At 74.3% G+C, this 18,198-nt stretch carries 16 protein-coding genes and 1 pseudogene; 9 read left to right on the forward strand and 8 right to left on the reverse strand.

Annotated elements, in window-relative coordinates; all coding sequences use genetic code 11:
* Positions 1–324: 324 nt before the first annotated feature.
* Both ACZ51I_RS26615 and ACZ51I_RS26620 read left to right on the forward strand, forming a co-directional pair.
* Positions 325–804, forward strand: a complete 480-nt coding sequence (locus ACZ51I_RS26615) for a GNAT family N-acetyltransferase (protein ID WP_468880481.1) — start codon at positions 325–327, stop codon at positions 802–804.
* On the forward strand, positions 801–1,778 hold the full coding sequence (locus ACZ51I_RS26620; protein ID WP_468880483.1) for an ABC transporter substrate-binding protein: 978 nt from the start codon (positions 801–803) through the stop codon (positions 1,776–1,778). The genes ACZ51I_RS26615 and ACZ51I_RS26620 overlap by 4 nt, the downstream gene beginning before the upstream one ends.
* Positions 1,779–1,802: 24 nt before the next feature.
* On the opposite strand, the gene ACZ51I_RS26625 is transcribed toward ACZ51I_RS26620, so the two are convergent.
* On the reverse strand, positions 1,803–3,122 hold the full coding sequence (locus ACZ51I_RS26625) for a DUF5685 family protein (protein WP_468880486.1): 1,320 nt from the start codon (positions 3,120–3,122) through the stop codon (positions 1,803–1,805).
* 323 nt (positions 3,123–3,445) lie between these two features.
* Here ACZ51I_RS26625 and ACZ51I_RS26630 point away from each other — a divergent pair, with 323 nt between their 5' ends.
* A complete protein-coding gene (locus ACZ51I_RS26630; RefSeq protein ID WP_468880489.1) occupies positions 3,446–3,880 on the forward strand; it encodes a cell division protein SepF in 435 nt (144 codons plus the stop codon).
* Positions 3,881–3,899: 19 nt separating this feature from the next.
* On the opposite strand, the gene ACZ51I_RS26635 is transcribed toward ACZ51I_RS26630, so the two are convergent.
* Positions 3,900–5,633 (reverse strand): MFS transporter, encoded by a 1,734-nt coding sequence (locus ACZ51I_RS26635; RefSeq protein ID WP_468880492.1) that lies wholly within the window; start codon positions 5,631–5,633, stop codon positions 3,900–3,902.
* 471 nt (positions 5,634–6,104) lie between these two features.
* Between ACZ51I_RS26635 and ACZ51I_RS26640 the strand changes: the two genes are divergently transcribed.
* Positions 6,105–6,908 carry a phosphatase PAP2 family protein gene (locus ACZ51I_RS26640; RefSeq protein ID WP_468880495.1) on the forward strand — a complete coding sequence of 268 codons (804 nt, stop codon included), beginning with the start codon at positions 6,105–6,107 and terminating at the stop codon, positions 6,906–6,908.
* Between the two features lie 73 nt (positions 6,909–6,981).
* On the opposite strand, the gene ACZ51I_RS26645 is transcribed toward ACZ51I_RS26640, so the two are convergent.
* From ACZ51I_RS26645 to ACZ51I_RS26665, 5 genes are all read right to left on the reverse strand, one after another.
* Positions 6,982–7,197: an I78 family peptidase inhibitor gene (locus ACZ51I_RS26645; RefSeq protein ID WP_468880498.1), complete on the reverse strand. Its 216-nt coding sequence runs from the start codon at positions 7,195–7,197 to the stop codon at positions 6,982–6,984.
* Positions 7,198–7,627: 430 nt separating this feature from the next.
* Entirely contained in the window at positions 7,628–8,611 is a 984-nt protein-coding gene (locus ACZ51I_RS26650) for a helix-turn-helix transcriptional regulator (RefSeq protein WP_468880501.1), read from the reverse strand.
* A 508-nt stretch (positions 8,612–9,119) separates the two neighbouring features.
* The gene (locus ACZ51I_RS26655) at positions 9,120–10,394 is read right to left on the reverse strand and encodes a glycosyltransferase family 4 protein (RefSeq protein WP_468880504.1); all 1,275 of its coding nucleotides are present in this window, start codon (positions 10,392–10,394) and stop codon (positions 9,120–9,122) included.
* Positions 10,395–10,468: 74 nt separating this feature from the next.
* Positions 10,469–11,761, reverse strand: a complete 1,293-nt coding sequence (locus ACZ51I_RS26660) for an ABC transporter substrate-binding protein (RefSeq protein WP_468880507.1) — start codon at positions 11,759–11,761, stop codon at positions 10,469–10,471.
* A complete protein-coding gene (locus ACZ51I_RS26665; RefSeq protein WP_468880509.1) occupies positions 11,739–12,272 on the reverse strand; it encodes an MTB12 C-terminal domain-containing protein in 534 nt (177 codons plus the stop codon). Before ACZ51I_RS26665 ends, ACZ51I_RS26660 begins: the two co-directional genes overlap by 23 nt.
* Before the next feature lie 99 nt (positions 12,273–12,371).
* Here ACZ51I_RS26665 and ACZ51I_RS26670 point away from each other — a divergent pair, with 99 nt between their 5' ends.
* From ACZ51I_RS26670 to ACZ51I_RS26680, 3 genes and pseudogenes are all read left to right on the forward strand, one after another.
* Positions 12,372–12,770, forward strand: a complete 399-nt coding sequence (locus ACZ51I_RS26670; protein ID WP_468880512.1) for a hypothetical protein — start codon at positions 12,372–12,374, stop codon at positions 12,768–12,770.
* Positions 12,758–15,327, forward strand: a pseudogene (locus ACZ51I_RS26675) (ABC transporter permease subunit). Before ACZ51I_RS26670 ends, ACZ51I_RS26675 begins: the two are co-directional and overlap by 13 nt.
* Positions 15,324–15,980: an ATP-binding cassette domain-containing protein gene (locus tag ACZ51I_RS26680; RefSeq protein ID WP_468880515.1), complete on the forward strand. Its 657-nt coding sequence runs from the start codon at positions 15,324–15,326 to the stop codon at positions 15,978–15,980. The pseudogene ACZ51I_RS26675 and the gene ACZ51I_RS26680 overlap by 4 nt, the downstream one beginning before the upstream one ends.
* Before the next feature lie 2 nt (positions 15,981–15,982).
* Here ACZ51I_RS26680 and ACZ51I_RS26685 read toward each other — a convergent pair whose 3' ends face one another.
* A complete protein-coding gene (locus ACZ51I_RS26685; protein WP_468880517.1) occupies positions 15,983–16,597 on the reverse strand; it encodes a LysM peptidoglycan-binding domain-containing protein in 615 nt (204 codons plus the stop codon).
* A 224-nt stretch (positions 16,598–16,821) separates the two neighbouring features.
* Between ACZ51I_RS26685 and ACZ51I_RS26690 the strand changes: the two genes are divergently transcribed.
* On the forward strand, positions 16,822–17,604 hold the full coding sequence (locus ACZ51I_RS26690; RefSeq protein ID WP_468880519.1) for a hypothetical protein: 783 nt from the start codon (positions 16,822–16,824) through the stop codon (positions 17,602–17,604).
* Between the two features lie 146 nt (positions 17,605–17,750).
* The gene (locus ACZ51I_RS26695; RefSeq protein WP_468880521.1) at positions 17,751–18,071 is read left to right on the forward strand and encodes a hypothetical protein; all 321 of its coding nucleotides are present in this window, start codon (positions 17,751–17,753) and stop codon (positions 18,069–18,071) included.
* Positions 18,072–18,198: the final 127 nt, after the last annotated feature.

The raw sequence follows: 18,198 nt of genomic DNA on the forward strand, positions 1-18,198 counted from the left end.
CTATCCGCCCTTCGAGGCTATGCGGTCAACACGGCCCGCTGTCAAGGGTGTCCGCACTGTGAGCCGTACGTCTCATCGTGGTTGACGCCGGAACGGATGCCTGTTCCACTGGGGCCATGCATCCCCAGCAGCTGGTCACGCGCTCCCACATCGACTTCGGTCGCGTGTGGTCCTCTTCCTGTTGAGCCGACTCGCTGCTTCACCCCGCCCGCGTGCTGTCTTCCGCGGCGCCTTCACACCCAGGCCCTCGCTGAGCGCCTGAGCTCTCCCCTCCCCTCGCCCCTCCCTGCCTTCTCCTTTCCTCCTTCGCCCTGAAGGACCGTCATGACCTTTGCGTTGTCCGTGCACCGGACCACGACCACCGATCCCCTGGCACGCCCGCTGCTCGACGAACTGGCGTACGAGTACACGACCCGGTACGGCTCCGCGCACGATCTGAGCCGCTACCCGGCGGCGGAGTTCACCCCGCCGCACGGCGCCTTCCTGCTCCTCCTGGAGCAGGGCCGGCCCGTCGCGGGCGGTGCCTACCGCCGCTACGACGAGGACACCGCCGAGCTGAAGCGGATCTGGACGCACTCGGCGCACCGCAGGCGCGGCCTCGCCCGCCGTGTCCTCACCGTGCTCGAACGGGAGGCCGCCGCCCGCGGCTACTCCCGCCTCTACCTGACGACGGGGCCGCGCCAGCCCGAGGCCAAGGGCCTCTACCTGGCGAGCGGCTACCGCCCGCTCTTCGACGTGTCCGCCGATCCCGAGTCGATCGGCCCGCTGCCGTTCGAGAAATTCCTGGAGACCCCGAAGCCATGAGTACGCGCACGAGTTCCGGCACCACACGCACCGCCCTCGCCTTCGCCCTGATCACCGCGGCCACGCTCGGCCTCACCGCCTGCGCGGGCGGCGAGCCCGCGACCGCCCCGGCCGGGGCCTCGGGAGCACCGGGCGCGGCGAAGGGCGCGCTCCCGGCCGAGGACGTGGTGGCGGCGGTGAGGAAGAACGAGGCGGCGGCGAAGCTGCTCCCCGCCGACGTGCGGCAGCGTGGAAGTCTGACGCTCGCCGCCTCGGTGGGGACCCCGCCCAGTTCGGCCTATCTGCCGGACGGCAGGACCGTCGTGGGCGTGGACGCCGACTTCTCGGCCGCCGTCGCGAAGGCCCTCGGTCTGGAGCTGAAGCGCGAGGTGGTCGGCTTCGAGGCGATCCTGCCGGCGCTCGGCAGCGGCAAGTACGACGTCGGCACCGGGAACTTCGGTGTGACCGAGGAGCGGCGCAGGACCATCGACTTCGTGACCTACGTCAACGACGGGCAGGGCTTCGCGGCCCGCGCCGACAGCTCGCTGAAGGCGGTCACCGACCTCACGCAGCTGTGCGGCCTGAAGGTGGCCGTGAACGCCGGCACCACCTTCGAACGGACCCTGGAGAAGAACAAGGGCCGGTGCGCGCAGGCCGGGAAGCCGGCGTACGAGGTGAACGTCTACAGCGAGACCGGGGCGATCTGGATGTCGCTCCAGCAGGGCCGCAGCGACGTCGTGATGAACACGATCAACGGCGTGCGGTACGCGGTGACGCAGCAGAAGAACGTGAAGTTCCTCAACGAGTACCGGCGCCTCGACGTCGGCTTCGCCTTCAAGAAGGGCACTCCGCTCGCGCCGGCCTTCCAGGCCGCGGTGAACGGTCTGAAGGCCGACGGCACGTATGACCGGATCCTGAGGAAGTGGGGGGTGACGGCCTCCGGGATCGAGACCTCGCGGATCTCCCCGCCGGAGATCCCGGCGCCGAAGAAGTAGCGGCGCCGGGGCCCCGACGGCCCGTCAGCAGTCGCAGCCGCAGTCGCAGCCCCCGCAGTCGCCGCAGCAGCCGTCACCCTCGCAACAGGAGGAGCAGTTGCTGCAGCAGTCACAGCAGTCGCAGCAGCTGCCGGGGTCGCACTGCTGGCACAGACCCTCGCGCCGCTGGCGGCTCCAGGGGTCCTCGAAGCTCCCGCAGCACATCTGGCAGGTGCAGGCCAGGCCGATCCAGAGGGCGCAGCCGGCTATCAGGCCGCGTCGCCGGTTCGGCGGCTCGGGCGGGAGCGGCCCGCCGGGTCCGCCCGGACCGCCGGGGCCGGGGACGTAGGGCCCGCCCGGGCCGCCGGGTCCGCCGGGGGCGTACGGGTTGCCGGGCACCGGCCCGTTGGGGGCGTACGGGTTGCCGGGCACCGGCCCGTTGGGGGCGTACGGGTTGCCGGGCACCGGGCCGTGACCGTGCGGCGCGCCCGGCGCCCCGTGCGAGCAGCTGGTCGTGCCGAAGGCGCGGTCGACCGAGGTGCGCAGCTCGTGGGCGAGGAGGACGTGGGCGAGCTTGCCGTCGGCGAACTCGGCGTCCTTCAGCGCGAGGCGGATGCCGTGGAGGGCGTCGTCAGCGAGCCGCCGGGCCTCCGCGCGGGAGGTGCCGGTGGCGGTGAGCGGGTTCCACGCACCGGCCTCGGCGTCGGCGGCCTGGTCCTCGACGGCGTCCAGGAGGTGGGCGAGGCGGCCGAAGAGGCGACCCGCCTCGGCGAGCGGCGCCGCGTTCTCCGGCCGTCCCGCGAGGACGGCGGTGTGCGCGAAGGCGGCGGCGGTCGCCGTCTCGGTCGGCTCGGTGACGGTGAGCAGGGGGGTGCCGGGTCCGGCGAGGGCCTCGATGCCGGTCTGGCGGTCGACGGCGTCGACGAGGACGGCGGTGTCGAAGCCGAGGTCGCGGCCGGTCCTGGCGCCGGCCCTGTCCCAGGAGCGGGCGACGCGGCGGGCCGCGGCGGCGACGGGCCGACGGGCCAACAGGCCGTCCCGGTCGGCGACGTGGTCCCGTACCTTCGCCGAGGCGAGAACGAGCGAGACGGCGGCGGCGAGCCTGGCTCCCTCGCCGCGGGCGACGGGGGCGGTCCTCATGGCGCGCAGCGCGCAGGGCCCGGCCGTGCGGCGGCCCGCCGCGGTCACGCCGGTCTGAGCCTCCGTCAGGACGGAGACGATGAGTCCGTCGTAGTTGGTGACGACGCGGGCGAACTGCCCGTGGTCGGCGCGGAGTGCCAGGCAGAGGCCGCAGAGGTGGGCCATCCACTCGGTCTTGAGTCCGTCGGTGAGGCGGTGGGTGCAGGGTCTGACGATTCCGAACAAGGACTCCCCCGTGAGTCGTGGGCTGTGGCGGGTGAAGGTCCGCCGAGCGGCCTCGCGGCATCGTAGCGACTGGGTTCGTTCACCCGTACGCGCCCATCGTCACCCTTCCAGCCCGACTTTCATATTTTCAGCTACATGGCCCCCCGTCAGGCCCCTCATACCGCAAGTTTCCTGACGAATCGCCAGCAAACGGCCCTCACGTTCTGCACCAGTACCGTCACGAATCTCCTGCGCGGCGGCTATCTGCTTGGCGCGCGATCCGCATCATGGACGACGATAGGGACATGCGGAACCACAAGTGACCGCGTTGAAAGGAGGCGTCCATGGGTTCGGTGCGCAAGGCGAGTGCCTGGCTGGGACTCGTCGAGGACAACGACGAGCGTTACTACGACGACGAGTACGCCGACGGTGCCGAGGGTGGCGACGCCTGGGTGACGGACCCCCGGGTCCGGGTGGCCACGGACACCGCCGAGGAGCGGGGCCGCCGGATCGCCACCGTCTCCCCGGACGGCTTCCGGGACGCCCGGGGCATCGGCGAGCTCTTCCGGGACGGGGTTCCGGTGATCGTGAACCTGACCGCCATGGAGCCGAACGACGCCAAGCGCGTCGTCGACTTCGCCGCAGGTCTCGCCTTCGGTCTGCGCGGCTCGATCGAGCGCGTCGCGACCCGGGTATTCCTGCTGACCCCCGCGGACACCCAGATCGTCACCGGGGACTCGGGACGCCGTCGGCAGGACGGTTTCTTCAACCAGAGCTGAGCGGGTCCGCCGGGACGGGTCAGTGCGCCGGGCGTCCCGAGCCCGCGGACTCGACCGCTTCCCGCGTCACGGGCACCCGCGGCGGCCCCGCCCCTTCCGGGGAAGCCGACGGGGCGAGCGGCTCCGCCGCGCCCCGGGCCTCCACATCCCGCTCGGGGCCCGCCGGGGCCACGAGAGTCCCCTCGGCTCCCAGCGCGTCGTAGGCATCCGCCGGGTCCACCGGGCACTCCATGACCTTCGGCAGCCGCCGGGCCATCAGCGCGCCGACGAGGAGCAGCGCGGCGCTCACACCGAGCGTGAGGTGCAGACCGGCCACGAAGGAATGCCGGGCGGCCGCGTGCAGGGTGTCACCGGCCGTGCCGCCGAGCTGGTCGGCCACCTTGTAGGCCTCGCCGAGCGAGTTCGCGGCGGCCCGGCTCGCCTCCGCGGGCACTCCGGGGACCGAGGCGAGCCCGGGGGCGTACGCCGCGTTCATCACGCTGCCGAGCAGCGCGATGCCCATGCCCGCGCCGAGCTGGTACGAGGTCTCGCCGATCGCGGCCGCGCCGCCCGCGCTCCCCTGCGGCGCCTCGCTGAGCATCGACTCGTACGCCGAGAAGAGCGTGGTCTGCAGACCGAAGCCGAGCAGCACGAAGCCGACCGTGAGCAGCAGCGGCCGGTCGTGCTGGCCCATGAGCGTGAGCAGCAGCACCGCGGCGGCGGTGAGCACGAAGCCCCAGCCGACCATCCGGCGCGGCCCGACCCTGCGCAGGGTGTACGAGCCGGTGGCGCCGGCCGCCATGGCGGCGAAGGTCAGCGGGAGGAGCCGGAGCCCGGTCTCCAGGGGGCTGAGGCCGAGGACGAGCTGGAGGTACTGGATGGCGATGAGCTCCAGGCCGACCAGGGCCAGCATGCCGATGACGATGCAGCCGACCGAGGTGGTGAAGGCGGCGCGGGAGAAGAGCCGGATGTCGATCAGCGGGTGCGGACGCCGCTTCTGGCGTCGTACGAAGAGGACGAGGAGCGCCGCGCCGAGCAGCAGCGGCCCCGCGGTCGGGAGGGCGAGCAGCGGGTCGCCGGCCCCGGCGTGCTTGACCCCGAGGACACTGCCGAGGACCCCGGCCGCGGCCATGAGCGCGCCGAGCACGTCCCAGGGACCGTCGGCGGCGCCCCGGGACTCGGGCAGCAGGCGGCGGCCGAGCGGCAGGACGAGCGCCATCAGCGGGATGTTGATGAGGAAGACGGAGCCCCACCAGTAGTTCTCGACGAGGAAGCCGCCGAGCACCGGCCCGGTGGCGGCCCCGATCGCGGCGGTGGCCGTCCAGACGCCGATCGCGGTGGCGCGCTCCCTCCGGTCGGGGAAGACGGTCCGGAGGATGGAGAGCGTGGCGGGCATGATCATCGCGCCGCCGACGCCGAGCAGCGCGCGGGCCCCGATGAGGACCGCGGGCTCGGTGGCGAGCGCGGCGACCGCCGAGGCGATGCCGAAGAGCGCGTACCCGAGGAGGAGGATCCTCCGTCTGCCGACCCGGTCGCCGAGGGTGCCGAAGAGGATCAGCAGCGACGCGCAGACCAGGGGGTAGGCGTCGACGATCCAGAGGAGCGCGGTGGAGCTGGGGCGCAGGTCCTCGGTGAGCGAGGGGACGGCGACGTGGAGGATCGTCGCGTCGAGGGCGACGAGGAGAAGACTGACGCAGAGGACGAGGAGGACGACCCAGCGGTTGGCGCCGACGGCGGCACGGGGTCGCCCTTGGGCGGTGTTCGTCCGCGACATGTCCGTACCTCCCAGTGAAGCTCTCGCGCTCGGTGGGCTGTGACCAGGGCGTATGGCCCGGGGCGGCCCGGCATCGACGGGCGAGTGAGCCGTCAGCGTACGCGAGTTCAAGGCCCGAGCGCGTGGCGCAGCTCTCACCCCGGCGGGCCTCACGGTGTGGCGTACGCCACTCGGAGCGGGCCGCGCGTCGCATGGAATTCCGCACGGACGTCTGTTTGACGGAATTCCCCCGCGTTCAAACGCGCTTGCGGAAAGACCCTCTGCGGCAATAGGGCGGAAGGTCATCGGATTTCCCGACGGACGCCTGGAATGGACCGGCCACTGAGACCTACTCCACATCACATGGTCATCACGAAGGGAGCGGATCGCCCGGGTCTGGTTCTCACTCCCTGTAACGTCGATTGGGTGCGTACCGACATCTTTGCCCGGCTGGACCGGGAGCCGGAACCGCCGAAGATAGAGGTCCCGCGGATGACCCGCACGCGTCTCGCCCTCTTCGGCGGGACGTCGGCGTTCTATCTCGCCATCGTCGTGGCCGTGCTGCTCTCGACGTGGCTGGTGACCCTCGACTGGAAGATCATGCTCTTCCGGCCGTACCAGCAGTGGCCCGAGATCCACGGCTTCCTCGACTACTACGTCGTCCTCGGGCAGCGCGGCCCCACGGCCGTCATGGTCGCCGCCTGGCTGGGATGGCGGTCCTGGCGCCAGCACACCCTGCGCCCGCTGCTGTGCCTCGGCGCCACCCTTCTGCTGCTCAACGTCTCGGTGGGCGCGGTCAAGCTCGGACTCGGCCGCCTCGGACCTCACTACGCGACGCAGGTCGGCTCCGCCGAGCTCTTCGCGGGCGGCGACATATTTCCCTCGGGCCACACCGCCAACGCGGTGGTGACCTGGGGCATCCTCGCCTACCTGGCGACCACCCCGAGGGCCCGGCGCTATCTGTCGGCCCTCTCCGCGGTGGTCGCGCTCGGCGTCGGCCTCACCACCGTCTACCTGGGCACGCACTGGCTGAGCGACGTGCTGCTCGGCTGGGCCGCCGGGCTCCTCGTCCTGCTCGCCCTGCCCTGGTGCGAGCCGGCCCTGGCCGTCGCGGAGGCCTGGATCCTCGCCGCCCGCGACCGGGCCCGGGAGCGGCTGCGGGACCGCCGCCGGCTCGTGCCCTCGCTGCCCGTGGCCTCCGGGGGCCCGCGTCCGGTCCGGGAACCGGTCCGCGAGCCCGCACGGGAGCCCGTGGGGGTGGCCGGGGCCCGGCGCACCCCCGCGACCCGCGGCTGACACGTACGCGGAAGGGCCCCGGCCACAGCGGCCGGGGCCCTTTCGTATGCGGTCCCGCGGCCCGGCCGGCTCCTCAGCCGAGCCAGCAGCGGGTGACGGAACCGTCCTCGACCTCGAAGTTGATGCGCCCGGACAGGTACTCCATGGTGATGATCGAGCCGGGCGGCAGCGACCGGACGACGCTCCAGCCACGGGCCCTGGCGAGCCGCTCGGCCCCTTCGGCGTCGAGCCCCACATAGGACTCGGGAGCGTCGCGGGGCGGTTCGGGAGTGCGCGAAGTGGGTGACATGAACCTCACGTTAGTCCCTCGGCGGTCACGCTTGTGTCACAAGTTCTCGACATATGTTTGGCCGGCCCGCGGTCCGTCGCGGGGAGGGTTTCCGGTCGTTTCTCCAGTAATTCAGAACGGCCGCCATCAGTTCGCACGAAGGGTACGGAAGCGCAGGTAAGGCGCGTTCAATTCCCTCTTCCCACAAGCCCGTCCCGAATTGCGTCGGCGACGCGCACGCGAGGCACGCACTCTTCCCTTACACAATGCTTACGCCGTCCGAACGCCCGGAGACGCGGAGCCGGGACGAGGGCGCGGGCGAGGCGGAGGCGGCGACAACGGGACGGCGGCAGCGGCAGCGGCCGTGTGCTTCGGGCGCTCCTTCGCATGGGCGACCTCTGCCCACCGCCCGGGCACGACTTCGAGGCCGCAGAGTACGAGCAGGTGGGGCTCAGCGGCCCGCCGGAGCGCCGTCCGTCCGGTCGAGGGCCCGGGACAGCCGGTCCCTGAGCGCCCGCACCGACGCCACGAGCTCCGGCGGGTCGACCACCTCGAAGTCGAAGCCCATGAACGCCACGTGGAACACCATGACGTCGAGGCTGTGCGCCCCTGTCCTGAGCAGACACGCCTCCTCGCCGTCCGCCGTCAGGACCCCGTCCAGCGGGCCGACGACGGCGGCGGCCTCGGCGAGCGGGACGAAGAGCCGGACCGTCGCCTCCTTCGCGTAGGCGGTACGGGACACCCCCTTCTCCACATAGGCGGCCAGGTCCTCGGCGGGCGGCTCGCGGGGCGGGAAGCGGGGGCCGTGCGGCGGGGCCGGCTCTATCCGGTCGGCCCGGAACGTCCGCCAGTCGGCCCGGTCCAGGTCCCAGGCGACCAGGTACCAGCGCCGCTCGGTGCAGACCAGGCGGTGCGGCTCGACGGTCCTGCGGGTGGGGGTGCCGCCGTGGTCACGGTAGGCGAAGCGGAGCCGCTCGCTGTCCCGGCAGGCGTTGGCCAGCTCGGTGAGGACCGCCGGGTCGACCCGCTCCTTCGGGGTGCGCAGCAGGGGCACCGTGAAGTCGTTGAGCGCCCCGATCCGGCGCCGCAGCCTTCCCGGCAGGACCTGCTCCAGCTTCGCCAGGGCGCGTACGGAACTCTCGCCGATGCCCTCGACACCCTGCCCGGCGGCGGACCGCAGACCGACCGCGACCGCGACGGCCTCCTCGTCGTCGAGCAGCAGCGGGGGGAGCTCGGCGCCGGCCCCGAGCTGGTAGCCGCCGCCGGTACCGGGGCTGGCGTGCACGGGATAACCGAGCTCCCGCAGCCGGTCCACGTCCCGCCGCACGGTCCGCGGGGTCACGCCGAGCCGCTCGGCGAGATCGGCACCGGACCACTCGCGGTGAGCCTGAAGCAACGAAAGCAACCGCAACAGCCGCGCGGAGGTCTCCAACATCCCCCAAGTCTCCCAGCCCCCTCGCGGGCGCCGCACCGCCGGGACGGGGTGAGCCCGCGCCTCCCGCAGTTCCGCGGGGCACCCAGTCGCGCAGGCCGCACCGCCGTTCGTGGTGCGGGTCCAGGCGCGGAAGGCGGAGGCGCCGCCTCGGGCGCCGTCCCGTGTGCCCACCCGTCCCGCCCTGCGGGACGATTGCCCACACGACAGGTGGGCACCGCCCAGCCCGAGGCGGGGGCACGGACCACATGGGCCGGGGCCGCAGCCCGTACGGGGCGGGGCGGGTCCGCACGGGGGCGGCGGCGCAGCCCGCACGGGGGCTGGTGAGCGGCCCTCACGGGCGTGAGCTCGGCCCGCACGGGGCGGGGCGGGCCCCACCGGGTGCGGGCGCAGCCCGCGCAGGCCGTGGACGCGGCCCCCACCGGGCGGGCGCGACCCGCACGGGGCGGGGCGGGGCGGGCCCCACCGGGTGCGGGCGCAGCCCGCGCACGCGGGCCCCGCGACGCGGCCGTCAGCGGAGGCGGCGGGCGAGGCGGCCCGCGCGCGCCTTCTGGGTGTAGATCGCGTCGAGCACCCGCCCGACCCCCCGGTGAAGGCGGACCCGCCCCGCCGAGTGCACCTTCCTCCCCGCCCCCCGCGCCACCAGCTCCGACCACAGCGCCTCGTGCCGCGCCGCGACCCGCGACGGGTCGAAGCGTTCGGACGCGGCGAGCGCCGCCCGCCCCGCCTTGGCCCGCAGTTCCTCGTCCTCGACGAACTCACGCAGCGCGCCCGCGACGGCGGCCACGTCGTCGACCGGCACGAGCCGCCCGTCGACCCCGTCCTCGATGATCTCGCGCGGTCCGTGCGGGCAGTCGGTGGAGACCACCGGCAGTCCGCACCGCATCGCTTCGACGATCGTCATGCCGAAGGACTCCCGCTGCGAGGTCACCGCGGCGATCGAGGCCTTGGCCCACTCCGGTTCCATCGGGGTGACCGTCCCCATGAGGAAGGCCCGCCCTTCGAGCCCGCGGTCCTTGATCTGCCGGGCCAGCGCGCCCTTGAGGTCCTGGACCGCGTCCCCGGAGCCGTAGATCCGCAGCGTCCAGTCGGGATGGTCCGCGGCCACGGACGCGAAGGCGTCGATCAGCACGTCGTACCGCTTGACCCGGGTCAGCCGACCCGCCGCGACGATGCTCCTCGACCCGGGGTCCGCGGGCGGTACGGAGGGCGCGGGCACGCTGTTGGGCACGGCCTCGACGCGTACGCCGGTCAGACCGAGCCGCCGGTAGGCGCGGGCGTCGGCCTCGGTGACGGTGGTGACGGCGTCGAGGAGCGCGTACTCGTGGCCGATGTCCCGGCGCAGCCGGTAGCTGTGGCCGTCCAGGATCAGGTGCTCCTGACCGACGAGGACCGGCCCCCGCCGGGCCTGCCGGGCGAGGTGCACGTTGAGCCCGGGGCGGGTGGCGACGAGGACGTCGGCCTCCACCCCGCGCAGGTACTCCCCGATCCGGGCGTCGGTGAGCGCGCTGTACTGCTTCCAGCGGCCGTCGCCGCGCGGGAAGACCTCGGCGGGCCGGTGGAAGTCGGGGTGGTCGCCGTCGTAGCCGGGGCTGTTCCTGCGCAGGTCGACGAGGTGACGCAGGGTCACCCCCGAGGGGAGGCCGAGGACCGGGCGGTCGCGGTGGCGGAACACCGAGACGATCTCGACCTCGTGGCGTTCCGCCAGTTCCTCGGCGAGCGTGAACGTGGTCCGGATCGTGCCGCCGTAGTGGTAGCCGTTGTGGAGCAGAAAGGAGATACGCATCGCGCTGCCGGTTCCCCCCGGTCAGTCAGTCAGTCGGTCGGTGCCCGACTGTACTGCCGGTACGGGGGCGCCGTTCACGGCCGGTAGCCGAGCTGGGGGACGGTCGCGCAGTTCCCCGTCATGTCGCCCTGGCTCACCCAGCCCCGCCCGTCCTGCCAACGGGCCACGGACAGACAGGTGTTCCGGGTGGCGGGCGGCCGCGCCAGGTGCTCGAACCGTACGGGGAGCAGCAGGCCGCGCGCGGTGTACGGCTCCGGACGGTTCATGAACTCCTCGACGCAGCCGCGGGTGAGCGCGCCCCGGGCGAGACAGGAGCGGGCCGCGTCGGTGAACCACATCGCCGCCGCCCAGCCTTCCAGCTGCCACTGCGACAGCGGCCGGTCGCCCATCGCCGTACGGAAGGCGCGGACCGCCGGATGCCCGGTGTCCTGGTGGTTCCGGCTGGAGCCCGTCACCCACAGCGAGGCCCGGCAGCCCGGCGCGCGGGCGTAGTCGCGGGCGACGGCCGAGGACCAGTTCTGCGCGTTCGTCACCTTGGCGGCGACGTGGACCCCGAGCGCCTCCATCGCCTCGCACAGGCGGACGTTGCCGTGGGTGTCCATGGCGTCGAAGAGGAGGTCGGCGTGCTCGGCCAGCAGTTCGGCGGCGACCGCGCGGAAGTTGGGCAGGGCGAAGTCGACCTGTTCCTCGACGACGCGGTAGCCCTCGGCTCGCAGCCCGCGGGCGACCAGCCGGGCGTAGGCGGCGGAGGCGGCCTGGTTGTAGGAGACGACGGCTGCGGTGCGCGCGCCCAGCTTCTCGCGGAACCAGTGGTAGACCTCGGTCCCGCCGTAGAGCGTGCCGCCCCAGCCGGGCGCGCGGCCGGTGCGCGGGGCGGAGCTGCCGTAGATGCCGTAGAGGTGCGGATAGGTGTCGTAGGCGGGGGTGAGGGGCTGTCCGCCGATGTCGGGGACCCCGGCCCGGGAGACGAGGGGCGCACCGGCGTAGTTCAGGGCGGTGGTGGCGATGAGGGCGAAGACCCGGCGCTCGTCGATCAGCCGGTGCACGCACGCGTTGTTGCCGACGCCGCTGCCGCCGTCGTCGCAGGTCTCGACCTCGATCCGGCGTCCGTCGAGGCCACCGCGCGCGTTGAGGGCGTCGAACCAGGCGCGGGCTCCGTCGCGCGGGCCGGTGAAGGTCTGCCCGCCGACGGAGCTGGTGGCGCTGGTGATGATCCCGACGCGGAGCGGCTCACCGCCGGAGGGGTGGGCGGTGGGCCGCGTCTCGAAGGCGCGCTCCGGGAGCCGGCTGCCGCACCCGGCGAGCAGGGCGAGCAGGACGGCGAGGAGCAGCGCCGCGACCGCCTCAGCAGCCCGGGACGGTGACACCGCTCAACTCGACCAGGCCGCACAGGGTCTTCACGGACACCTTCCAGGTGTCGTTCTGGAGGACGGACGTGCCTTTCGCGTCGGGCAGGGCGGGGTTGCCGCCGACGAGCAGGTCGTAGGTCACGTTCGCGCCGTCGGGCGAGGTGAAGTCGATGTTCTTGACCTCGGCCGCCGTCGCCGCCGCGTTCTTGTCACCGGCGAAGGCCGCGAGGACGGGTGCCATCCGCTCGCCGTTCTCCAGCAGCCTGGTCTTCTCGGCCGTCGGGGTCTTCGGGTCGAAGAAGGCCGTCCAGTTCTCGGTGATCTCGGCTCGTGCCGCCGCGGGGTCGTCCGGCTGGGTGCCGCCTCCCGGTGGCTGGGCCGTCATGGCGGGCGGCGGGGTGGAGGAGACGGTCGCGCCGCCCTTCGTCCCCTCGTCGTCCGAGCAGCTCGTGAGGGCGGGCGCCAGGGCCAGGACGGCGACGGCCCCGAGGACCGCCAGGGAGCGTCCCCCGCTTCGTACGACAACCATCTGGCTCACCACCGAGGGTCCCGCCCAGTCCGGAGCGGCTGGTGTTTCCAGGGTGGGACGGATCGGGGCATAGTGCAAGGAAGAGACGAGGGAGGCCCCGTGCCGACAGCCCGGATCCTGCTGTGGAGCGGTCTCGCGGCGGCCGCCGGCGGCGCGGTGCTCTGCGTGCTCGGCTGGTACGGGATCTCCGGCGAGCGCTTCGCGGAGCGCCAGCTGCCCTATCTGGCCTCGTGCACGGTGCCGGGGGCCGCGCTGCTCGTGGCGGGCGCGGTGCTCGTCGGGGCGGGTGCGCTGCTTCCCGTACGCCCTCCGGAGCCGCGGCTCCCCGACGCGGAGGAGCCTCCCCCGCCGTCCTCGGACGGCCCGCTCCTCCGGGTTCCGGGCGGGACCCTCGCGCACCGCCCGGACTGCCCGCTGGTGGCGGGCAGGGCGGAGGCGGTGGAGGCGGGGGACGCGGAGCTCTCCCCCTGTCCGGTGTGTGAGCCGTGGCCTCCCTGACGTACGAGCTGACGCTCGCCGGCCTCGCGGTCGGCAGCGCCGCCGCGCTCACCGGCATCGGCCTGGTCGTCACCTACCGGGCGACGGGGGTGCTGAACCTGGCGCACGGTGCCGTCGCCATGGTCGGCGCGTACGTGCTCCGCCAACTGGTGGTCGGCTGGGGCTGGCCGCTGCCCCTCGGGGCTCTGGTCACGCTGCTCCTGGTCGCCCCGGGCATCGGGCTGATCCTCGACCGGGGTGTCTTCCGTCCTCTGGCGCTGCTTGGCGCCGGCCCGGCACAGACGCTGGTGGCGACGATCGGCGTCTTCGTCCTCCTGGTCGGCGGGGCGGTGCTGCTGTGGGGCCCGGGGGCCCGGGACGACGCGCCCGTGCTCCTCGGTGACGATCCGTGGGCGCAGCTCGCGGCGGTGGTGGCGCTTGCCTGTCTGGTGGGGGCGGTGACCCGGTGGACGCGGTTCGGCAGGGAGCTGCGGGCGGTCGTGGACAACCGCCCGCTCGCCGTCCTGGCGGGGATCGACGCGGACCGGGTCGCGGCGGCGGGCTGGGCGTTCGGCTCGTTCACGGCCGGGCTCACGGGTGTGCTGCTCGCCCCGTACGTACGGCTCGACCCGTTCGGGATGCCGCTGCTGGTCGTCGAGGTGATCGCGGTCGCGGTGATCGCCCGGATGCGGTCGCTGCCGGTCGCGGTGGGGGCGGCGCTCGTGATCGGGGTCGCCCAGGCGCAGCTGACCCGGCTGCATCCGGAGGGCTGGGCGGGACCGCTCGTCCAGGCCGTCGGGGCGAACCTGTTCGTGGTGGCGCTCCTGGTGGCGGCACTCGTCCTGCCGGGCGTCGGCGGCAGGGGCCGGGACGCGCTGCCGCCGCCGTCCCGCGCCACGCGTGTGCCGGCGGCCCTGTGGTCGGTCGTGGGCATCCTGCTTCTCCTCCCGCTGGGCCTCGCGGGCCCGGACCTGCACACGGCGGTCCAGGTCCCCGCGCTCGCCGTGATCCTCCTGTCGCTGGTCGTGGTGGCGGGCCGCGGCGGCCAGATCGCGCTCGGCCAGGCGGCGTACGCGGGCCTGGGCGCCCTCTTCACTGCGCTCCTCGCGGCCGCCGGGGTGCCGGCGCTCCTGGCGCTGGGGCTCGCGGTGCCGACGGTGGCGGTGGCGGGCCTGGTGACGGGGTGGCCGGCGATCCGGCGGCACGGCCTGGCGCTCGCCCTGGCGACCCTCGCCGTGGGGGTGGCCGTGAGCCGCTTCGTCCTCACCCAGCCGTACGCGACGGCGGGCGTGGCCCTGGGCCGCCCGGCGGGCTTCTCCGACGACCGCGCCTTCTACGCCCTGGAGCTGGCCGTCCTGGCCTGCTGCCTCGCCCTGGTGGCGGCGCTCCGCAGGGGCCGCACGGGCCGCGCGCTCGCCGCGCTGCGGGACCACGAACCGGGCGCCGAGGCGGCGGGCGTCCCGGTGCCCCGCCTCAAGCTCGCCGCCTTCGTCCTGGGCGCGGCCCTGGCGGCCCTCGGCGGCGGCCTCCTCGGGATGGGCCTGCGCTCCTTCGACCCCGAGGCGTACGACCCGGTCCGCGGCCTGCTCTGGTTCGCCGCCGTCCTGGTCCTCGGCGCCGACAGCCTCCTCACCCCGCTGGCGGCCGCGGCCCTCCTGGCGACCCTCGACGCGGGCCCGCAGGCGGGCACGGCGGCGGCCCTGATCGGCCTCCTGGCGACGCTGACGGGCAGGATCCCCCCACTGACGAACCTGCTGCCGTCGCCGGGACGGACCGCCGGGCCGGCGGCCGACACCGCCCCCGGGCACGACCCGCTGACGGAGTCCGGCCGGCGCGAGACCGACCCGACAGCCCCCGACAGCCCGGCGCCACCCGCCGCACGGACAGGCCCCGCACCCTCACCGCACCACCCCCACCCGTCCCGCACGGGCCTCCGCGCGCACGACCTCACCCTCACCTATCCCGGAGGGGTCACCGCCCTCTCGCACGTCTCCCTCGCGCTCTCCCCCGCCCGCGTCACCGCCCTCGTCGGTCCCAACGGCGCCGGCAAGAGCACCCTCTTCGACTGTCTCGCCGGGACCCTCCGCCCCCGTCGCGGCCAGGGCCGCATCACGCTCGACGGCACCGACGTCACCAGCCGCTCCGCCCACGCCAGGACCCGGCTCGGCATCGCCCGGACCTTCCAGCGGCTCGCCGTCTTCCCGTCGCTGACCGTCGAGGAGAACGTCCGCCTCGGTGAGGAGCAGAGCGGCGGACGCGGGGACCCGGCCGCCGTGGAGCGGAGCCTGCGGCTGCTCGGGCTCGCCGGGCCCGTACGGCACCGGGCGGCGGCGGACCTGCCGACCGGCACCCTGCGCCGGGTCGAGCTGGCCCGCGCGCTGGCCGGGCGGCCGCACACGCTCCTCCTCGACGAACCGGCAGCCGGCCTCGACGCCGCCGAGACCGCCGCCCTGGCCCGGATCCTGGCGGCCCTCGCGGCCGACGGCCTGACCGTCCTCGTCGTCGAGCACGACCGGACCTGGTCGCCGGGATCGCGCACACCGTGCACACCATGGAGGGAGGCCGGATCCTGTCGTGAGCGTCGAGATCGCCCTGCGCGCCGCCCGGGTCCGCTACGGCCCCCTGGAGGCCCTGCACGGCCTCGACCTGCCCGTCCCGGCCGCGACGGTCACCGTCCTGCTCGGCCGCAACGGCGCCGGCCGCACGACCGCCCTGCGCGCCCTGGCCGGCACGGTGGGCCTCTCGGCGGGCCGGGTGGAGTGGCGGGGGGCCGACGTGACCCGCCTCCCGGCGCACGACCGGGCGAGCCGCGGGCTGTGCTTCGTACCGGATCTGCGGGCGGTGTACGCGGGCCTCACCGTCGCCGAGAACCTCGCGCTCGCCGCGCCCGGGGTCCCGGCGTCCGACGCCACCGCCCCGTACCCGGAACTGGCCCCCTTGCTGCCCAGGACGGCGGGGACCCTGTCCGGCGGGGAGCGCCGGATGCTGGCGCTCTCCCGCGCGCTGCTGGCACGCGCGCGCGTGGTGCTCGTCGACGAGCCGTCGCTCGGCATGGCGCCGCCGGTCGCGGCCCGTACGTACCGGATGCTCTCCGCGCTCGCCGTGGAGCGCGGGGCGGCCGTGGTCCTGGCCGAGCAGCGCGTACCGGACGGGCTGCCGCCCGGTTCGGTCGTGCACGAGCTGCGGCACGGCTCCCGGGTGTCGAGCGGGGAGCCGGCCGAGTACCGGTGACGTCAGAGCGGGTCGATCCGCAGCATGGTGCCGACGACGATCCGGTTCGGGTCGGCCCCGATCAGGCTTCGGTTCGCCGCGTACAGGGCCTGCCAGCCGCCCTTGATCCCGAAGCGGCGGGCGATCGAGCTGAGCGTGTCGCCGGCCTGGACGGTGTGCACGCGCCCGGAGAGGCCGTACCGCCGGGAGCAGACGGGCCAGGCCCCCCACCCCTGGGTGCGGAGCACGTCCTCGGCGACGGTGATCTGCTGCGGCCGCGTCGCGAGGTCGGCGCGCCGGGCGTACTTCAGGCCGCCGTACTCGACCCAGGTGGGGTTCCAGAACTGGAGCCCCCCGTAGAAGCCGTTGCCCGTGTTGGCCTGCCAGTTCCCGCTGCTCTCGCACTCGGCGACACAGCCCCACGGCCACTGGTCCCGCGCGCAGGGGTACGAGGGCACGGAGGCGGCCTCCCTGAGGGGGGCGGAGGCGTCCTCCCGGGCCGCGGCCGAGGCGGCGGGCACGTCCCCCGGTCCGGGAGGGGTGTCCCGGGCCTGGGCGGGCGCCGGGGTCAGGGTCAGGAGCGCGGCCGCGGACGCCGCCACGAGGGAACCGGCGGTCCACAATCGGATCATCGACATCGGGGAAGGCTAGGCAGCGCCCGGCGGCCCCGGCCCGTGCCGCGCGGAACAGTGTTCACACCCCACCCGGTCGGAGTCACGTCCCCGGACGCGCGAGCGCCGCACAAGCCGGTGGCAAGTTGCCTCGGTTCCACGCGTGACCCCGGCCGAGGCAGACCCGTTGAACTCGGCATGACGCCCGGGAACGGCCCGGCGTCCCCCCGTACCGAGTCCAGGGAGCCCCCGTGCCGCGCATGCTCGACGTCAGCGAGGACGTACGCGCCGAGATCGGCGACGAAGAAGCGGACCGGCTGCTGGCCGGCGACAACGCCCCGGGCAGCTACGACTGCACCTCCTGCCGCACGCCGGGCGACTCCGACCAGGAGCGCACCAGCACGGTGCTGTTCGTCGGTGAGGAGACCGCGGTCCTCGCGTTCGCCCACGCCACCTGCATCCCGTCGCAGGTCGTCCGGGTGGCCGAGGAGCAGCTCCAGGGCGCCGTCGCCTCCATCACGGCCTCCGACGCCGCTGACGCGCTCGCCGCCTCCCACCCCGAGCAGGCCGTGCTCGGGGTCACCAGCGGTCTCGTCCTCATCGGGGGCGAGCTGCACCCGGCGCTCGTCGTGGAGCCGACCGCCCCGGTCGCCCGGCCGGGTTCCGACGGTCTCACCGACGAGTTCCTGCCGCTCCTGGCCGAGCAGGGCTTCCAGCCGGTCACGGACCTCGGCGAGAAGCCGGCGGTGCTGTCGGGCTGGTCGGTCCTGGTCGCCATGGGCCAGCTGCACTCCGTGCTCCAGCCGGGGCCGGGCGGTGCCGGTCAGACCGCCTGGTGGCAGGCGCACCAGCCGCTCCAGGTCACCGAGGGCTGGCGCGCGGCGGCCAACAAGTCGCACACCGTCCTGGTCTACGCCGCGCCGGTGGGCTCGATCGGCCAGCAGCCCCGCGAGGACCTGCTGCGCGACGCCCTGGAGAAGGCCGCCGCGAACGGCCGCCTGGTGGCCGCCGCGATGCCGCTGGCCGGCACCTGATGGAGGACGGCCGGCCGGGCTTAGGGCGGGCGCGGCGCCCCGGGGCGGGGGCGGGACCGGGTGTTCCGACCGTGCCGCGGCCCCGGAGCGCTCCCCTTTCGGAGAGCCGCCCGCATCCGACGGGCGGCGGTGTCGTTGGCACCTGTGTGCACCCATACGACCCCTTCCTCCAGCCCGTTTCGAGTCAGATCCCCGCGATGCGCCCCGCGCAGGACGTCACGGCGGGCCCTTCGCCCACGCCGATCTACGACGCCCTGTACTCGGAGTACCGCAGGTCGTTCCGTACGTTGCCGGGTGACCGCAGCGGCGAGGAGGAGCTCGGCTTCCGGGCCTTCGGCACCGTCCTGAGCGCGGGCGGGTACGGCCAGGTGCACCGGCAGACGGCGGCATACCCGACGGCGTGGTCGGCGCAGCAGAACCCGCACCCCCCGGCGGCGCTGCCACCGGGGCCCCGCAGAGGTCTCTAGGGCGGACACACGGCCGGGGGGCGGGGGGGGGGGGAATACCTGCCCCCCACCCTGTGTTTTTTCTTTCTCCCTTTTTTTTGCCCCCTTTTTCTCCCCCCCCACCCAAACAGGGGGTTGGGTGTTCCCT

The sequence above is a fragment of the Streptomyces sp. NPDC034084 genome (genome assembly GCF_055575535.1).